Genomic DNA, 16091 nt, shown 5'->3' on the forward strand with positions numbered 1-16091 from the left:
GTATACGACTCGAGCGAGGGAATCGAACGACTCGCGTCGTACGTATTGGTGATGCTTCTCGAGCGGCTGTTCGCCGAGTGACCCCCGATGGAAACGACGAATACGGAGCGGACGATGGACTCGAACGTGACGACTACCACGAACGCGACCGTGATGGTGATCGGCTCATGAGCGAGCGGCGGCGTACGCCGCCGGCGGTCGGGACGGATCGGACAAGCGGCGTCGCCGAATCGGTGATCCGCGAGATGACGCGGGAGGCGGTCCGGAAAGGCGCGATCAATCTCTCCCAGGGGATTCCGGACGCGGACGAGACCCCGGTCGAGATCGAGACGGCCGCCAAGGACGCAATCGACGTCGAGAGCCAGTACACGATCACCTGGGGGTTGCCGGACCTCAGAGACGCGGTCGCGGACCGATACGCAGACTGGAAGGGCGTCGAGTACGACCCCGAGACGGAGGTGACGATCACGAGCGGGACCAGCGAGGCGATCATGTCAACGATGCTCGCGCTCGCGGAACCGGGCGACGAGGTGATCTACTTCGAACCCGTCTACGAGAGCTACATTCCCGCCAGCCAGTTCGCCGGCGCAACGGCGGTTCCCCTCGATGTCACTGACACCCTCGAGATCGACTTCGATCGGCTCGCGACAGCGGCCGAGGACGCCCGGATTCTCGTGCTTAACACCCCGATGAACCCGACCGGGAAGGTGTTTACTCGCCACGAACTCGAGGAGATCGAGGAAATCGTCTTTGAGCACGACCTGCTCGTGTTGACCGACGAGATATACGAGCACATCGTCTATGACGACGACTATTTGAGCCCCGTCGAGGTCGGCGACCTCGCGGATCGGACGGTCGTCTGTACCGGGATGTCGAAGACCTTCAGCGTCACCGGCTGGCGAGTTGGCTTCTGTCACGCCCCCGAGTACCTCTCTCGGGAACTGCGAAAGGTCCACGACTACACGAGTATCTGCGCGCCGACGCCGTTCCAGCGCGCGGGCGTCGAGGCGCTCTCGCTGCCCGACGCCTACTATGAGGAGCTGTCGGACTCCTACGAGCGGCGCCGCGACCTGCTCTACGAGGGGCTCGTCGATGCGGGGCTCGATCCCGTCGAGCCGGACGGCGCGTACTATATCATGACCCGGTATCCGACCGACGAGGACGACCGCGAGTTCTGCTACCGGCTCGTCCGTGAGGCCGGCGTCGCCGCCGTCCCAGGGAGCAGTTTCTACACCGATCCGGACGCCGACGCGGACTGGATTCGGTTTACCTTCTCGCGCAACGAGGAGACGATTCGGGATGCGGTCGATCGACTGCGAGAGAACCGCTGGTGGTGATCGGTCCTGGGCTGCTGATGGCGGGGGCCGCCTGACGTCGAAAACCGGCGGCAACGCCGAAACCTATCGCATTGCACTAACGAGTGCCGATGGGGCGATCGCTGCCGCCGAATGCGCCGTCGACCCCGAGTCGTCGGACCTCCTGTACGCGCTCGTCCGCCCGAGCGGCCACCACGCGCAGTCGTCCCAGAACGACGGCTTCTGCTTCTTCAACAACGTCGCCGCCCGGCCGGCACCGGCGACGACGGCTACTGGTACGCGACCGACGAACTCGTCGATCCGGTTCTCGCGGCGTAGGATCCCGACGTCATACTCGTGAGCGCGGGGCAGGACCGGCTGTATGGACCCGCTCGGACAGAACGCCGTCACAAAGGCCGGCTCAGAATCGCTGGGTGAACAGGCGCGGTCACTCACGGCGGATCACGCTGGCGGCTCCCTCGCCTTCGTCCAGGAGGGTGACTATCTGATTAACCCACCGCGCGTACGCGACGCTGGGCGTCCTCGAGGGCGCTCGGACTTTAATCCGAGATCGACGACCTGTTCGCGTGGCTGTCCGGCAATCCGAACCTCGCCAGGCGAGCAGTCGACCGGGCGATCGAGACCCACAGCGACTACTGGTCGCTCGAAGAGGGTCGGAGCGATCGGTACTGATCGGTCGACGGCCGATCCACGAGCCAAAGGTCGAGGGGAGAGCGACGACGCCCCTTCGAGCCAGCGTCGGTGGCCAACCGAACCGACCTGGGCCGCGACGGGACGACTGGCCGGAAACGCCACGACGGCCGGTTCACCCGACCACCGGGACGATCGTCGCACCCGCGACCACGACGACCGCGGACCCGGTGACGCGTCAGGTGACCTGCTCGAGTCGCCGCGGCTCCACTCTCCGCGCTCGAACGTCGGTCTCTCTGCACTCCGGCGGACCGACGGGAGACTGCCAACGGCCGTGCGCTGCCGACCACCGAAGGATCGTCACGGCGAGACGGCGCGATGGTCAGTATCGGTCCGAGCAGCGCCTCTCTCGGCACGGGTCTCAGCCGACGGATGTCGCGATGTCGCTCGGGCTCGATCCGAAACAGTCGCCTTCGCGTATCGAATCTTGGCGTACTCCACTCGCGCCGGACCCTCCAGAAGCAGTCATCCGTGTGCCCGTCCCGATACACTTACAGCGATTCGCGCTCGTCCATCCGTTCGAGCGCGCCAAGGGCCGCTTGCAGAACCTTCCGCTCAGTTCGACGCAGGTTCATCGAGACGGCCGTCTTCGAGACGTTGAAGTGGTCCGCGAGTTGGTCGAGCGTCGTACCTCGTGGCGTCTCGTAGTAGCCGCGTTGAGAGGCGGCTTCGAACGTTTTCCGTTCGGTTTCGGTCAGCGACCGGCAGCCCTCGAGCATCTGCATCGCGCTCTCGGAGTTCTCGAGCAGGTCGAACAGCGTCGACGGGCCGAACTGATCGCGGTCCTTGACCCTGTAATCGTTGTGCTGCTCAAGCTCCGCGAGCGCGCAGTCTTCGTCCTCGTCCGCGTCGAATCCGACGTGCCACCGTTCACGGCCGTTCTCGATTTGGAACGGACCAGTGATGTAGCCGCCGTTCCGCTGGATCGACCGCATCGCGTTCGTCTGCTCGATTTTCGTACCAATCTGGGCGACACCGTCTCGCTTCGAGATGATATAACAGTCCGTCATATTGGGGTGTTCCCGAAGGACCCGCAGGCCATCGTCGAGTGTCTCTCTCGAATCCGCTCTGGCGATGAGCCTCGTCTCGAGCTTTTCGGCGTCGGTGTCGAGTTGCCATTGGACTGCCGAGAATGCGATATCGACGTCGTCGGTCGTATCGATGAACGGACAATCGTACTGCCGCATATCGATATCGAGGTCGATCATCGCTATTGAGAGACATACTATCATAGAATGTATTAATAGTTGTTATTACACATAGCCACTGTTGACACAAACACTGGGTAACTGATATTCTGAGGTGGTCGGCGAAACAGACACATAGCTGCTCGCTCACACTCCTCCTCGTACTCCGTTCGTCTGACGGAGATGTCACCGTTTATATGTTAATAGCGACATTTTAGAGTATCTCTACCGAATAAATCGGTGGAGAAAATGTCTCAGAACAACGTCACGCCACCGACGGTGACCCGCGACAATATCTACACGTTCTCCGACGAGTCGTTTACCGATCGAAACGTCTGTCTTGTGACGGGCGCGGCCTCAGGTATCGGACGGGCGACCGCGCTGGCGGCCGCCGGAAACGGCCTGACCGTCGCCGCCACCGACGTCGACGAGGCGGGACTCGAGGGGACGGTCGACCGCGGCACGGACCTCGGCCTCGAGGGGACGATCACGTCGATTCCCGGTAATCTGACCGTCGACGACGACCTCGAGCGTATCGTCGAGGAGGCCGCGGAACTGGGCGATCTCACGTACCTGGCGAACGTGGCGGGAATGCAACACATCGATTCGATCGATTCCTTCCCGATGGAGACCTACGACCGCATGCATCGAATCATGCTCCGGGCGCCGCTTTACCTCTCGAAACTGTGTATTCCCCACTTCCAGGGTGGCGAGAACGGCGAGGGCTGCGTCGGGAACATGGCGTCGGTCCACGGCCACTACGTCACCAGCGACAAGGTCGCGTACAACGTCTCGAAGTTCGGTCTACGCGGGCTCACGCAGTCGATCGCGGCCGAAGGGGACGGGCTGATTCGGGCGTTCTCGATCAGCACCGCCTACGTGAAGACGCCGCTAGTGACGGCCCAGCTCGAGGACACGGCCGAACAGCGCGGGATCAGCGTCGACGAGGTGATCGAAGACGTTATGCTCGGCCAGTCGCGCGTCAAGGAGATGATGGAGCCGATCGACGTCGCCAACCTCTTCCTGCTTGGCTTCTCCGATCTCGGCCGGCACCTCGACGGCGGCGACCTGTTGTTTGATGGTGGGATGACGCTAACCTACGAGTGACAATGTCTGGGAACACGAGTCCGAGCCTCGAGGACATCGACGAGATCGTCCACGAACCCGATCGGGAGTTCGTCGAGTCGACGAACGTGTACGACTTCATGCAGGCGTACGAGATCGACGATTACGACGATCTGATCGAGCGGACGACGACGGCCGTCGAGGGCGAACCCGAAAGCGGCGTCGACTGGTTCTGGGACGAACTGGTCGACTACCTCGGGATCGACTTCTACGAACCGTACGACGAGGTGCGAGACGACAGCGAGGCGGAAAGCGCCTCGGAAGAGGCGAGCAGTGCAACCGCGAATCGCGGTGGGCCGCAGTTCACGAACTGGTATCCCGGCGGGGAACTCAACGTCGCCCACAACGTCGTGGATCGCCACGCCGCCGTCGATGAGAAGCGCCGAAACAAAGTCGCGACCATCTGGGAGGGCGAGGACGGCGAGGTCCGGGAAGTGACGTATCACGAACTTCACCGGCAGTCGAACCAGGTCGCCAACGCGCTCTCCGAGCGCGGCATCGAGACCGGCGATACGGTTGCACTCTACATGCCGATGGTTCCCGAAGTCGTCTCGATCCTCTATGGCTGTTTCAAGACCGGCGCGATCGCGGTCCCGATCTTCTCCGGCTTCGGCGTGGACGCGGCCGCGACCAGGATCGCCGACTCCGAGCCCTTGGTGCTGTTCACCGGGGACGGGTTCTACCGGCGCGGCGATCCCGTCTTCCTCAAGTCCGCGGCCGACGAAGCGATCGCGGAAGCGGGGCACGTCGAGCACACGATCGTCTTCGATCGTCTCGGCTCGAGCGCTCGAGCGAGCGAACACGAGATTCCCTGGGACGACGACCGCGACGAGTGGTGGGCCGACGCCGTCGAATCACGGGACGACGAGTACGAGACGAAATCGCTCGACTCAAGCCAGGAGTCGATGCTCCTCTATTCGTCGGGGACGACCGGACAGCCGAAGGGAATCGTCCACACCCACGCGGGCGCGCAGGTCCAGTGTGCGAAGGAAGTGTACTTCGGGATGGACCTCAAACCCGCCGATCGCTTCTTCTGGGTGTCCGATATTGGCTGGATGATGGGGCCATGGACGCTGATCGGCACCCATACGTTCGGCGGCACTGCCTTCATGTACGAAGGTGCACCGGACCACCCCGAGCCGGATCGCTTCTGGGAGATGATCGACCGCCACAAACTCACGCAGTTCGGGATTTCGCCGACCGCGATCCGGGCGCTTCGCAAACACGGGGACGACTGGCTCGCCAGGCACGACCTCTCGAGTCTCAGGATCCTGGGATCGACGGGCGAACCGTGGGATCCCGAATCCTGGCAATGGTTCTACGAGAACGTGGGCGGGGAAAAATGTCCGATAATCAACATATCCGGCGGGACGGAAATCTGCGGGTGCTTCCTGATGCCGATGCCGACGGAACCGCTCAAACCCTGTACGCTCGGCGGGCCGGGACTTGGGATGGACATCGACATCGTGGACCGCGAAGGGACCTCGATCAAAGAGACGAACGAACGCGGCTACCTCGTCGCGAGGGACTCGTGTCCGTCCATGACGAAATCGCTGTGGTCGGGCGACGACCGCTATCTCGAGGAGTACTGGTCGACCTTCGAGGACATGTGGAATCACGGTGACTGGGCCCAGAAGGACGAGGACGGGTTCTGGTTCCTCCACGGCCGGGCCGACGACACGCTCAACGTCGCGGGCCGCAAAGTCGGCCCCGCAGAAGTCGAAGGGGCGCTCATCGACCACGACGCGGTCAATCAGGCCGCGGCGATCGGTGCGCCCGACGATACGACCGGCACCGCCGTCGTCACTTACGTCGTCCTCGAGTCGGGCGTCGACGAGACAGACGACCTCCGGGCGGAACTGCGCGAACAGGTCGGCGAGGAACTCGGCAAGCCGTTCCGGCCGCGCGAAGTGCTCTACGTCGACGAGTTCCCCAAAACGCAGTCGGGCAAGATCATCCGGCGGGCCATTCAGGGGACGTACGTCGGCGAGGACTTGGGTGACATGAGCAGCATCGAGAATCCAGCGGCGCTCGAGGACCTCGAGAACGCCCGCTGACGGGCGGTCCTCCTTCGAAACGGTACCGCGAGTCCCGAAACGGAGCCCGATCCGTCTGTTGCGGTGACGTCGTAGAACTGACCGTCGAAACGGCACCGACGCTGGAAGCCGACGAGCCGGCACTATCCGAACTCGAAACGGCACCGAATGCGGACTGAGCCGAGGAGCTTCGCCGTCACCTCCGTCGGCGACTCGTGAATTCCAGCGGAAATTAGCCCCATCGAACGTCTCCCAGAGCGCAAGATACCGCGTCGGCGTGTCCGTCGCGAGAACCGCGTTCGCTTCAGGTTTCGGGCCGGTGGGAGCCCGGATCGAGGACCTCTATTGGATGGACCGCGTCGCGGTCGAGCAGGTCCCCCAACTGTTCCTCGCAGGAGGTTCCGCTGACGACGACCAGTCGGTCGCGCGCTTCGGGTTCGACGAACTGACTCGCAAGTCGCTCGCCGACGTCCATGCTCAACCCGTAGTACTCGCGCTTGTAGCCGAAACTGCCGGCCATCCCACAGCATTCGACGTTGCTCTCGACGACGTCGTATCCGAGGTAGTCCAAGACGGCGGTCGTGTAGCGATCGAGTTCCAGCGTTCGCTGCTGGCAGTGCGCGTGGTAAGCGATCGCCGGGCCGTCGTCAGCCGTTCGGAGTTTCCCGGGGTCGCCGCCGTTCTCGAGCACGCCATAGACGTACTCGAGGATCTCGTAGCTGTTGTCGCGGAGTCGTTCGAACGATCGCTCGGGCAGGAGCTTCTCGTACTCGCGGCGGAACATCGCGAGGTCGCTGGGTTCGATCACGACGACGTCCCGGCCGGCGTCGACGTGCTCGGTGAGGGCCGCGTAAACGCGGCTCGCCTGCCGATCGGCGGTCGCGACCATCCCCTGTGAGAACGGCGCACGTCCGCTCTCGCCGACTGCGGGTATTCGAACGCGAACGTCGAGTGACTCCAGGACGCGGACGGCGGCCTTGCCCCGATCCGTGTCGACGTAGTTCGTGTAGGTGTCGGGATACAGGACGACCTCCTGGTCCGCGTCGGCGGTGTCGATCCGCGGCCCGCGCGTGTCGTACCAGTCTCGAAGGGTCTCGCGCTGGAACGCCGGCAGTTCCCGGCGTTCGTCGATGCCCACGACGCGCTCCATGAGCGCCCTGACGGGGCCGAGATCGGCCATCCAGTTCGAGACCGGGGCGGTGGCGCTTCCGACTTTCGCGAGCGTCTCGTAGTTTCCGAACAGTCGCTTCTGGAGGTCGAGGCCGCCGGGTTCCTCGTCGGGGACCAGTTCGTCGTACACGAACTCGAACCGACCGTCGTCGCCTTCGCGGTTGAGCCGATCCCTGACGACGGTGTTGATCCACGGGATGTCGATTCCGACCGGACAGGCGTTCACGCAGCGCGTACAGCCGGTACAGAGGTCGTTGAACTCGGCTGCGCTGTCAGTGCCGTGGACGCCGGCTTCCCACCCGGTCGCGATCCCGCCGGTGTACGTCTCCCCGCCGAAGGCGTGGCCACCGACCGACTGGAAGTTCGCACACGAGTTCGCACACGCCGAACACCGGATGCAGTACAGCGTCTCGCGAAGCTGGTCGTCCTCGCGCATCGCCGTGCGGCCGTTGTCGATCAACACGAGGTGAAAGTCTCGATGATCGTCTCGGTCAGCGAACGCGACATCGGGCTCCTCGACGTCGACGATAGGAGATTCGACCGGCGGCGTCAGCAAGGAGACGTACGAAGTGATGTCCTGACCGGTCCCCGATCGGCCGATCAGTTCGATGAAGGGGGCGAGATCCTCGACCGACGGGACGATCTTTTCGACGCCGGCGACGGCGACGTGGGTGTCCGGAACGACGGCCGACTTCCGGGCATTACCCTCGCTCGTCACCAGCATGATCGACCCCGAATCCGCGGTGATGAAGTTCGCGCCGGTCATGCCGACGTCCGCCTCCTCGATCAGTTCGCCGAGCCGTTTACGGGCGAACATCGTCAACTCCTCGGCAGTTTCGAGCGGCTCCTCAAGCTCGAATTGCTCTCCGAAGAGCCGGGCAATCTCCTCACGGGACTTGTGGATTGCCGGCGCGACGATGTGTGAGGGCGCGTCGTCGGCGAGCTGCAGGACCCACTCTCCCAGGTCGGTCTCGACGACGTCGACCCCGTCGCGTTCGAGTGCGTCGTTGACTTCGAGTTCCTCACTGGTCATCGACTTCGACTTGGCGACCCGATCAGCCCCCGTCTCGGTCGCGACGTCTCGGATGTAGCGGTTCGCGTCCGCCGCATCGTCGGCAAGGTAGACTGTGCCGCCGTTTTCCTCGACGGACGCGGTGAGGTCGTCTACGAGTTCTGGGAGCCGTTCGATCGCGTCTTCCTTGATCGCGCGGGCCTCCTCTTTCAGCGCCTCGTAGTCCTCTAGGTCCGCGACCGACTCGTATCGGCCCCGATTGAAGCCGAGCGTGTTCGCTTCGACTGCGTCCCCCTCGGTCTCGAGAAGGTGGCGAATCTGAGCGGCTTTCGCCTCACGATCGACGCTACTCATTCGTCTCATCCCCGTTTTCGAGGACGATCACGTGAACTTCCCTTGGGCCGTGAGCGCCCCGAACGAGCGCACCCATGTCGGCGGTCGCGCTTGGTCCCGTGGCGACGATAGCGCTGCCGCCGTCCCTGAGTCGGGGCCCCAGCCGGTCGATCGCCGTCCGCATGTCCGGGACGATGTCGTCCACGCGAACGACGGCGACATGCAGGTCGGAAAAGAGGCTCACCTGCTCGGTGCCCGACGGCGTCGCGGGAAGGACCACGCTTCCGTAGTCAGCAATGCCAATGGAGGCCGCCGTGATTCCCGTCGACGCCGAATTGAGGGTCGCGGGTGTCGACTCGTCTACCCAGTTCGGGAGCGAGACCGATTCGAATGGAAGCGGCGTTCCGATCGCGGGATCACGGACAATCGTCTTTAGCGTGTGATCGAACCCCGTCGGGTCGGTGTGCGTGACCGCGACGTCGAGGTCCGCGAGCGCGGCGTCGAACCGCTCTGGGATGGATCCTGTGTGGACACTCATAGCACGATGCTACGACCGTGCCTATTTTACTGTTCTGTTCGTTCATGCGTAATAAGCCGTCATCGGTGGGTCAGACGACGTCCGGTCCACTACCGCTGTCGGAAGGACCCGATGTCTCGGCAGGTCGTCGATCGATATCGATTCGATCGTTCGCGAGACGCGAATTGCTACTCGAATCGAGGCTTACTGCGACTGAATCGGGAAATTTGTGAGCGCGCTCCAGTCGCTGTAACCTCAGCACTCGTGTGTAGAGGCCACTACACACGACTGTACTTCCTCTTCACACAACTGTAGGACCTCTTCATACGACTGTAGAACCTATTCACTCATGTGAACTGGATGTAACGGGGACCACCTCTCCGGCGAATACGAGGTTATCGACTGGATCGGCCACAATTTCGTCTAATAAAGCCTCGAGAGCTTTGTTTTCGACAACCCACGTCGATTGCGTCCGATCGTCTTAGCTTCCTACCTCTGTGAACCGTAAACACGATATAACCTCACAATCGCAGCCGTTCACGGTAGTTACGAACGACGTCCGATATCGAGTCTAAATCGGCCGACAGGCGTTACAACGGACTGTTCGGCGGATCTTTCAACGTGAACGATCGAAGAGTATATAGTGACTTTCTACAGTTCCTCCTCCATGCCAGAAACAGTTCCACATGGCATCGGTAACGACCGTCCCTCGGCAGCTCCGGGGTCGAAACGTCGGGGTGGTATCCATGGCTAGCCCAGTCGAAGTGCTGATCGCCGCGACACCGTTGGTGCTCGCCGGCGTGTTGCTCGTCGGTCTTCTGTGGCCCGCGACGCGGGCGATGCCGATCGCGTATATCACGGCGGTGGTGATCGGGTTCGGCGTCTGGGGGATGCCTGGAGACTACATCGTCGCTGCGTCGATCGCCGGAGCGATGACGGCGGTCCAGATCCTCTGGATCGTCTTCGGCGCGCTGCTGTTGCTGTACACGTTGATGCAGGCGGGTGCCTTCGACAGGATCAACGAAGGATTCGCACAGATCAGCGACGATCGCCGCGTGCAAGTGGTGTTGATCGGCTTCTTCCTCGCAGCGTTCATCGAGGGGGCGGCTGGCTTCGGGACGCCCGCCGCGGTCGTTGCGCCACTGTTGCTCGCACTCGGCTTCCCAGCGCTCGCTGCAGTTATCGCCGGTCTGATCGGTCACGTTCTCGCGGTCACGTATGGTGCGGTCGGGACGCCGATCATCGTCGGAATCGAGTCCCCACTCGGGTCGACGGCGGCGACGGAGACGGCGATCACCGACGCCGGCTTCACGGTTCAGGCGTACTCGGTCGAGGTGGCCGTCTGGGCCGCGACGTACCACGCGCTGGTCGGGTTCGTCATGCCCCTGTTCGCCGTCGGCATGGTCGTCTACTTCTTCGGCGACACCGAAGAACGGAGTCTCGAGCCGGCGTGGGAGGTCGCGCCGCTGTGTCTGTTCTCCGGCCTCGCGTTCGTGGTTCCGTACTGGCTGGCGGCGCAGGTCAGCGCGGAGTTCCCCTCGCTGATGGGCGCGATGGTCGGCGGCGCGATCGTCGTCGGCGCGCTGAAGGCCGGCTACTTCGTGCCGGACGAGGAATGGGATTTCCCGGACCGCGAGAAGTGGCCCGCCCACTGGGTCGGGACGATCGAACCTGGACAGTCGAGCGGCGGTGGCGCCGTTGGCGGAACGGGCGACGGCACAGCGGTCGCTGATGGGGGGGGCGTCCAGCACGGGTCCGTCCAGCAAATGTCCCTGCTGCGCGCCTGGTCGCCGTACATCCTGCTGGTCGCGCTGCTGGTAGTCACTCGCATCGTGGATCCGCTTCCAGCACTGTTACAGCGGGAAGTCATCGGGGTAGGCAAGTTCTCGATCCTGTTCAACACGTCGTGGCCGGATATCTTCGGAACCGGGCTCGGTGGCGGCATCAGTTGGGTCTACGTGCCGGGCTTCTGGCTCTTCGTCTGTGCCCTGTTCGCGATCCCACTCTACGGAATGGACGGCGAGCGGGTGAGGGCCGCCTGGGGAGAGGCGCTCCAGAAGCTCGTCTCGCCGCTGATCGCGCTCGTGTTCGTCATCGCAATGGTGCAGGTGATGCTCCAGTCCGGCGCTCACGCCGAGGGAGCCGAGAGCATGATCTTCGTCCTCGCACAGGCGACTGCCGATCTCGTCGGACCGGCGTATCCGTTCATCGCCGCCCTCATCGGCGCGCTCGGCGCCGCGATGGCCGGCTCGAACACCGTCTCGAACATTACGTTCGGCGGGTTCCAGTTCGAGGCTGCTAGTCAGCTCGGCCTCCCTACGCAGCTTATCGTCGGCGCTCAGGCCGTCGGCGGCGCGATCGGCAACCTCGTGGCGATCCACAACGTCGTCGCCGCGGTCGCGACTGTCGGTCTCGTCGGTCAGGAGGGGCGCGTGATGCGACTGAACCTGATTCCGCTGCTGTACTACGCAATCGGGGTCGGGATCTTCGCGACGGTGTTCAGTTACGTCCTCTTCCCGGGACTCTTCTGAGTTCCCGACACGGTATTTATGACGAACGTACTCAACACGCTCGAGGAGCGTGCTTCGACCCGACCGGACGCCATCGCCGTCGACGACGGCGATCGGACGGTGACCTACCGGGAGCTATGGACGTTGACCGATTGGTTCGCGGGCGGTCTCCGGCGGAGGGGGGTCGCCGATGGTGACGCTGTGGCCGTCCACGCGCCACCCAGCGTCGACGGTCTGATCGCCTGCTACGGCGCGTTGCGAAACGGTAGCGTCGTCGTGCCCGTGCCGGAGCACCTCCTGACCGACGCGGTCGCGATCTGCCGGGATTGCGACGTCCGCGCCGTCGTTAGCATCGCCGATCGGCTCTCGGCGTTCGTGACGGCCAGGTTCGAACAATCGATCGCGGTTAGGATCGCCATCGACGACGATCCACTGCTGGCGGCTTCGATGGCCGACGTGCTCGAAGGGGACGATCTCTCGTCGGCGATCGGTCGCGATAGGGGAAGCGGGATCATGAGTTTCGGTGCGAGCCGGCACGACACCGCTCAAACCGTCGTCGCCCGCAGGGACGCCGACGCAGCCCTGCTCGCGTACGTCAGCCGAGCGGGCGAGCTGGTCGCGACGCCGATATCGCACGGGGTGATCCGCGCCTCGATCGAAATATTCGATGCGCTCGTTCCCCGCCGACTCGCCACGACGGACGTCCACCTCGGTGCACTCCCGATCACAACGGTGTCCGGTCTGATCCTGACGGCTCACGCGACGCTCTCCACTGGGGGAACCTACGCACCGCTCCCGCGGTGGGATCCGGATCGAATCCTCGAACTACTAGCGGACCGCGGGATCACGATCGCCGCACTCAGGTCCGACCAACTCGCCGACTTGCTCGACGCCGTCGACTCGGCGACCGACTCCTCGTCTGGATCGTGTCGGACGATCGCAATCGTCGGACCGACGCCGGACGAAGGGCGCTGCGAGCAGCTTCGTGCCTGGCCCAGCGTCGATTCCATCCACGTCGCGGGGTACGTGGAGACGGGGTCGGTCGCGTTCGGAACGCGATCGTCCGACGCGCTGGTGGCAGGGAGTCTCGGAACGGCAATCGGACCGATGCGCGTTCGGGTCGTCGACGAGACGTTCGCTCCGGTTCCGCCCGTACCACGATGGGCGATCCGCGACCCTCCGGACGACGCCGTTGGACGGGTGCTCGTGACCGGACCGACGCTTTCGACAGGCTACCGCGAGCCGTCGACCGCTGTGGAGAACAGGTTCGTCGAACTGGACGGCCACCGGTGGTTCGAAATCGACGACCCAGGCTACCGCACCGAAGATGGATACGTCTTCACCGTTTGAGGCGTCTCGAGCCGGGACGGCTGCACCGAGAAAGCGAACGGCCCGACCCGGCTCGAGCGGCCGATCATCCGAGCGTCGGCGTGAACCGATCGCTTCCGAGGAAATTCCAGATGTGGCCACGTTCCTCCGGGGGGTCGACGCCCGGCAACTCTTTCAGGGCAGGTTGGATCGCGTTCCACCAGCCTTCGTCGGTCTCGAACGCGGCGGGATGCTCCGGATAGACGTTCTCGAGGAAGTCAGACTTTCTCGCGGAGGGGTGGTCGATGAGGTACTGGTACGACGCGAGCAGGGCCTCCCGTCGCGCTTCGAGCGCCGGTCCTGTGCCGGGGAGATCGACCGCCATCATCGCCTCCCGAACCGCGGACGGCGGTGCCTCCTCGCCGTCCGTTCGGCCCGTCGTCGGCCGCGGTTCTACTTCGGCGTTCGTCTCGATCGGTACCCACCAAACCCGGCCGCGAGCGCCGATCTTGCGCGTCTCGAGCGTACCGTCCTCGACGAGCTCGGTGAGCTTGTTGTGCGCCGTCCGTCGCGAGCAGTCAAGGTGCTCCATGACGTCGGCCGCGGTCAGCGGCCGGCCGCGGTCCTCCCGTTCCTCGAAGGCTTCGAGGGCGGCCTCCGGCGGAATTCGATCGCTATACTGGCCGTGATTGTTACGGTCGCGATCATTCGCCATGGTTCAAGCCAGTACACACGACTGTATATGCCTTTACATTCGAGTGAATATCGGCGACAGGAGGCTTCAGACGGGTCAGAAGGGCAGTTTCGTGAGACTAGTACTGCTCCGACCGCCGGGAAGCGGTGGCCCGACGACGGACGAACGTTACAGGGTTCCATTGGCCGAGAATTGCGAGATACCGCGGACGAAGGTGGTCCTTCTCCGGCGAACGTCGCCGGTGGGGCGAGCTGGCGTGCGATGCTAGTAAACGGTCCGTCACAATTAACTCTGCCATCTTCCCATGGTGATGTATGACATGATCGATTTGGGGCGATCTTGGTGGACCCGGCCAGAGGGAGGAGGAATGGAACATGGGTGAGCCGATCAACGTCGCCCTCGCAGCCGTGCCGTTGATCGTTGTCGGCGTCCTGCTCGTCGGCTTCCTCTGGCCCGCGACGAGATCGATGCCGATCGCGTGGCTCTCCGCACTCGCCGTCGGCTTCTTCGTCTGGGGAATGCCGGTACGGTGGCTGGCCGCCGCGACGATCGAGGGGGTGCTCATTGCGGTTCAGATCCTCTGGATCGTCTTCGGCGCGCTCGTGTTGCTGTACACCATGCTCCGGGCAGGGGCGTTCGACGTCCTCAACGGCGGGTTCACGGTGATCAGCGAGGACCGACGCGTCCAGATCGTGTTGATCGCGTTCTTTCTCTCGACGTTTATCGAAGGGGCGGCCGGTTTCGGGGCACCCGCCGCGGTCGTCGCACCGCTGTTGCTCGGCCTCGGGTTTCCTGCTCTCGCCGCAGTCGTCGCCGCGCTGATCGGACACATCATCGCGGTCACCTACGGCGCAGTCGGAACGCCGATCATCGTCGGAATCAGGGAGCCGATGACGAGCGTCTCCGGCATCCGAACCGCGATCGAGGCGGAAGGGCTGACCGCAGCCCAGTTCGCTGTCAACGTCGCCGCGTGGGCCGCGACGTACCACCTGCTCGTCGGCTTCGTGATGCCTCTGTTCGTCGTCGGCATGGTCGTGTACTTCTTTGGCGATCCCGACGATAGATCGATCGGACCCGCACTCGCGGTGTGGCCACTCTGCCTGTTCGCCGGTCTGGCGTTCGGGATTCCCTACTGGCTGTCGGCGTGGTTCATCAGCGCCGAGTTCCCGTCGCTGGTGGGATCGATGGTCGGCGCAGCGATCGTGATCGGCACGCTCCGGGCAGGCTATTTCCTGCCCGACGAGGAGTGGTCGTTTCCTGACCAGGACGAGTGGCCCGACCACTGGACCGGGTCGATCCAGCCGACCGACGCCAGAAGCGTTCTGGCGAGAACGCACGACATCTCGCTCGTGCGCGCGTGGCTTCCGTACATGCTGTTAGTGGCACTCTTAATGTTCACTCGAGTCTTCGATCCGTTTCCCGCTCTGCTTCAGGGTGAGCAAGTGGCGCTGTTCGGCAGACAGGTCTCGCCGGTGCTGAAAACGGTTACGACGAGAGGCGGGGAGTTCACCGTCGGCCTGTTTCTCTTCGAATGGTCGAACGTCTTCGGCACCGACATCGGCACCGGCGTCAACTTCACCTACGTTCCCGGCACCTGGCTGCTGGTCAGCGCGATTGCGGCGGTCGGTCTCTTCGATATGAACCGCCGAGAGGTGGCCGAGGCGTGGGGGAACGCGACGAAGAAGTTGGTCTCGCCGCTGATCGCGCTCGTGTTCGTGCTCGCGATGGCGCAAGTGATGCTCCAGTCGGGCTCGCACGCCGACGGCGTCGACAGCATGATCGTCGTCCTGGGAACGGCGACGGCGAACGTGGTCGGCCCGGCGTACCCGATGGTCGCCGCCCTCATCGGCGCGCTCGGCGCGGCGCTGGTCGGCTCGAACACCGTCTCGAACATCACCTTCGGCCCGTTCCAGTTCGTCGCGGCCGAACGACTCGGCTTCTCGCGCGAACTCATCGTCGGCGCCCAGGCCGTCGGCGGCGCGATCGGCAACCTCGTGGCGATCCACAACGTCGTCGCCGCGCTCGCCACCGTGGATCTCATCGGCGAGGAAGGACGCGTCATTCGTCTCAACCTTATTCCGCTGCTTTACTACACCATCTTCGTCGGCATCTGGGCACTCCTATTCGCGTACGTGTTCTTCCCGGGGGTGTTCTGATGGCCGAGGACGCGGCCGTACTGCACGACGAACGAAC

11 protein-coding genes are annotated in these 16091 nt (G+C 63.8%); 7 read left to right on the top strand and 4 right to left on the bottom strand.

Translation table 11 applies throughout. The features are described from left to right. The first annotated feature begins 167 nt into the window (after positions 1-167). Positions 168-1337, top strand: a complete 1170-nt coding sequence (locus tag NJU76_RS10600; RefSeq protein ID WP_340681232.1) for a pyridoxal phosphate-dependent aminotransferase — start codon at positions 168-170, stop codon at positions 1335-1337. Then, on the top strand, positions 1300-1656 hold the full coding sequence (locus tag NJU76_RS27035) for a hypothetical protein (RefSeq protein ID WP_425604267.1): 357 nt from the start codon (positions 1300-1302) through the stop codon (positions 1654-1656). Before NJU76_RS10600 ends, NJU76_RS27035 begins: the two co-directional genes overlap by 38 nt. 841 nt (positions 1657-2497) lie before the next feature. On the opposite strand, the gene NJU76_RS10610 is transcribed toward NJU76_RS27035, so the two are convergent. Continuing rightward, positions 2498-3214 (bottom strand): helix-turn-helix domain-containing protein, encoded by a 717-nt coding sequence (locus NJU76_RS10610; protein WP_254528316.1) that lies wholly within the window; start codon positions 3212-3214, stop codon positions 2498-2500. Between the two features lie 228 nt (positions 3215-3442). On the opposite strand from NJU76_RS10610, the gene NJU76_RS10615 reads away from it, so the two are divergent. Continuing rightward, a complete protein-coding gene (locus NJU76_RS10615) occupies positions 3443-4300 on the top strand; it encodes an SDR family oxidoreductase (RefSeq protein WP_254528317.1) in 858 nt (285 codons plus the stop codon). A 2-nt stretch (positions 4301-4302) separates the two neighbouring features. Beyond that, positions 4303-6375, top strand: coding sequence for an AMP-binding protein (locus tag NJU76_RS10620; RefSeq protein WP_254528318.1), 2073 nt, complete (start codon positions 4303-4305; stop codon positions 6373-6375). Between the two features lie 283 nt (positions 6376-6658). Here NJU76_RS10620 and NJU76_RS10625 read toward each other — a convergent pair whose 3' ends face one another. Both NJU76_RS10625 and NJU76_RS10630 read right to left on the bottom strand, forming a co-directional pair. Next, on the bottom strand, positions 6659-8890 hold the full coding sequence (locus tag NJU76_RS10625; protein WP_254528319.1) for an LUD domain-containing protein: 2232 nt from the start codon (positions 8888-8890) through the stop codon (positions 6659-6661). Then, the gene (locus NJU76_RS10630; RefSeq protein ID WP_254528320.1) at positions 8883-9407 is read right to left on the bottom strand and encodes an LUD domain-containing protein; all 525 of its coding nucleotides are present in this window, start codon (positions 9405-9407) and stop codon (positions 8883-8885) included. The genes NJU76_RS10625 and NJU76_RS10630 overlap by 8 nt, the downstream gene beginning before the upstream one ends. Positions 9408-10132: 725 nt before the next feature. Between NJU76_RS10630 and NJU76_RS10635 the strand changes: the two genes are divergently transcribed. Together NJU76_RS10635 and NJU76_RS10640 are read left to right on the top strand one after the other, a co-directional pair. After that, on the top strand, positions 10133-11917 hold the full coding sequence (locus NJU76_RS10635; protein ID WP_254528322.1) for an L-lactate permease: 1785 nt from the start codon (positions 10133-10135) through the stop codon (positions 11915-11917). Positions 11918-11935: 18 nt separating this feature from the next. Then, positions 11936-13246 carry an AMP-binding protein gene (locus tag NJU76_RS10640; RefSeq protein WP_254528324.1) on the top strand — a complete coding sequence of 437 codons (1311 nt, stop codon included), beginning with the start codon at positions 11936-11938 and terminating at the stop codon, positions 13244-13246. Positions 13247-13310: 64 nt separating this feature from the next. On the opposite strand, the gene NJU76_RS10645 is transcribed toward NJU76_RS10640, so the two are convergent. Further along, the gene (locus tag NJU76_RS10645; protein WP_254528326.1) at positions 13311-13919 is read right to left on the bottom strand and encodes an ArsR family transcriptional regulator; all 609 of its coding nucleotides are present in this window, start codon (positions 13917-13919) and stop codon (positions 13311-13313) included. Positions 13920-14272: 353 nt separating this feature from the next. On the opposite strand from NJU76_RS10645, the gene NJU76_RS10650 reads away from it, so the two are divergent. Further along, positions 14273-16054 (top strand): L-lactate permease, encoded by a 1782-nt coding sequence (locus NJU76_RS10650; RefSeq protein WP_254528328.1) that lies wholly within the window; start codon positions 14273-14275, stop codon positions 16052-16054. The last annotated feature ends 37 nt before the right edge of the window (positions 16055-16091 follow it).

This window comes from Natrinema gelatinilyticum (genome assembly GCF_024266705.1).
GTDB lineage: Archaea > Halobacteriota > Halobacteria > Halobacteriales > Natrialbaceae > Natrinema > Natrinema gelatinilyticum.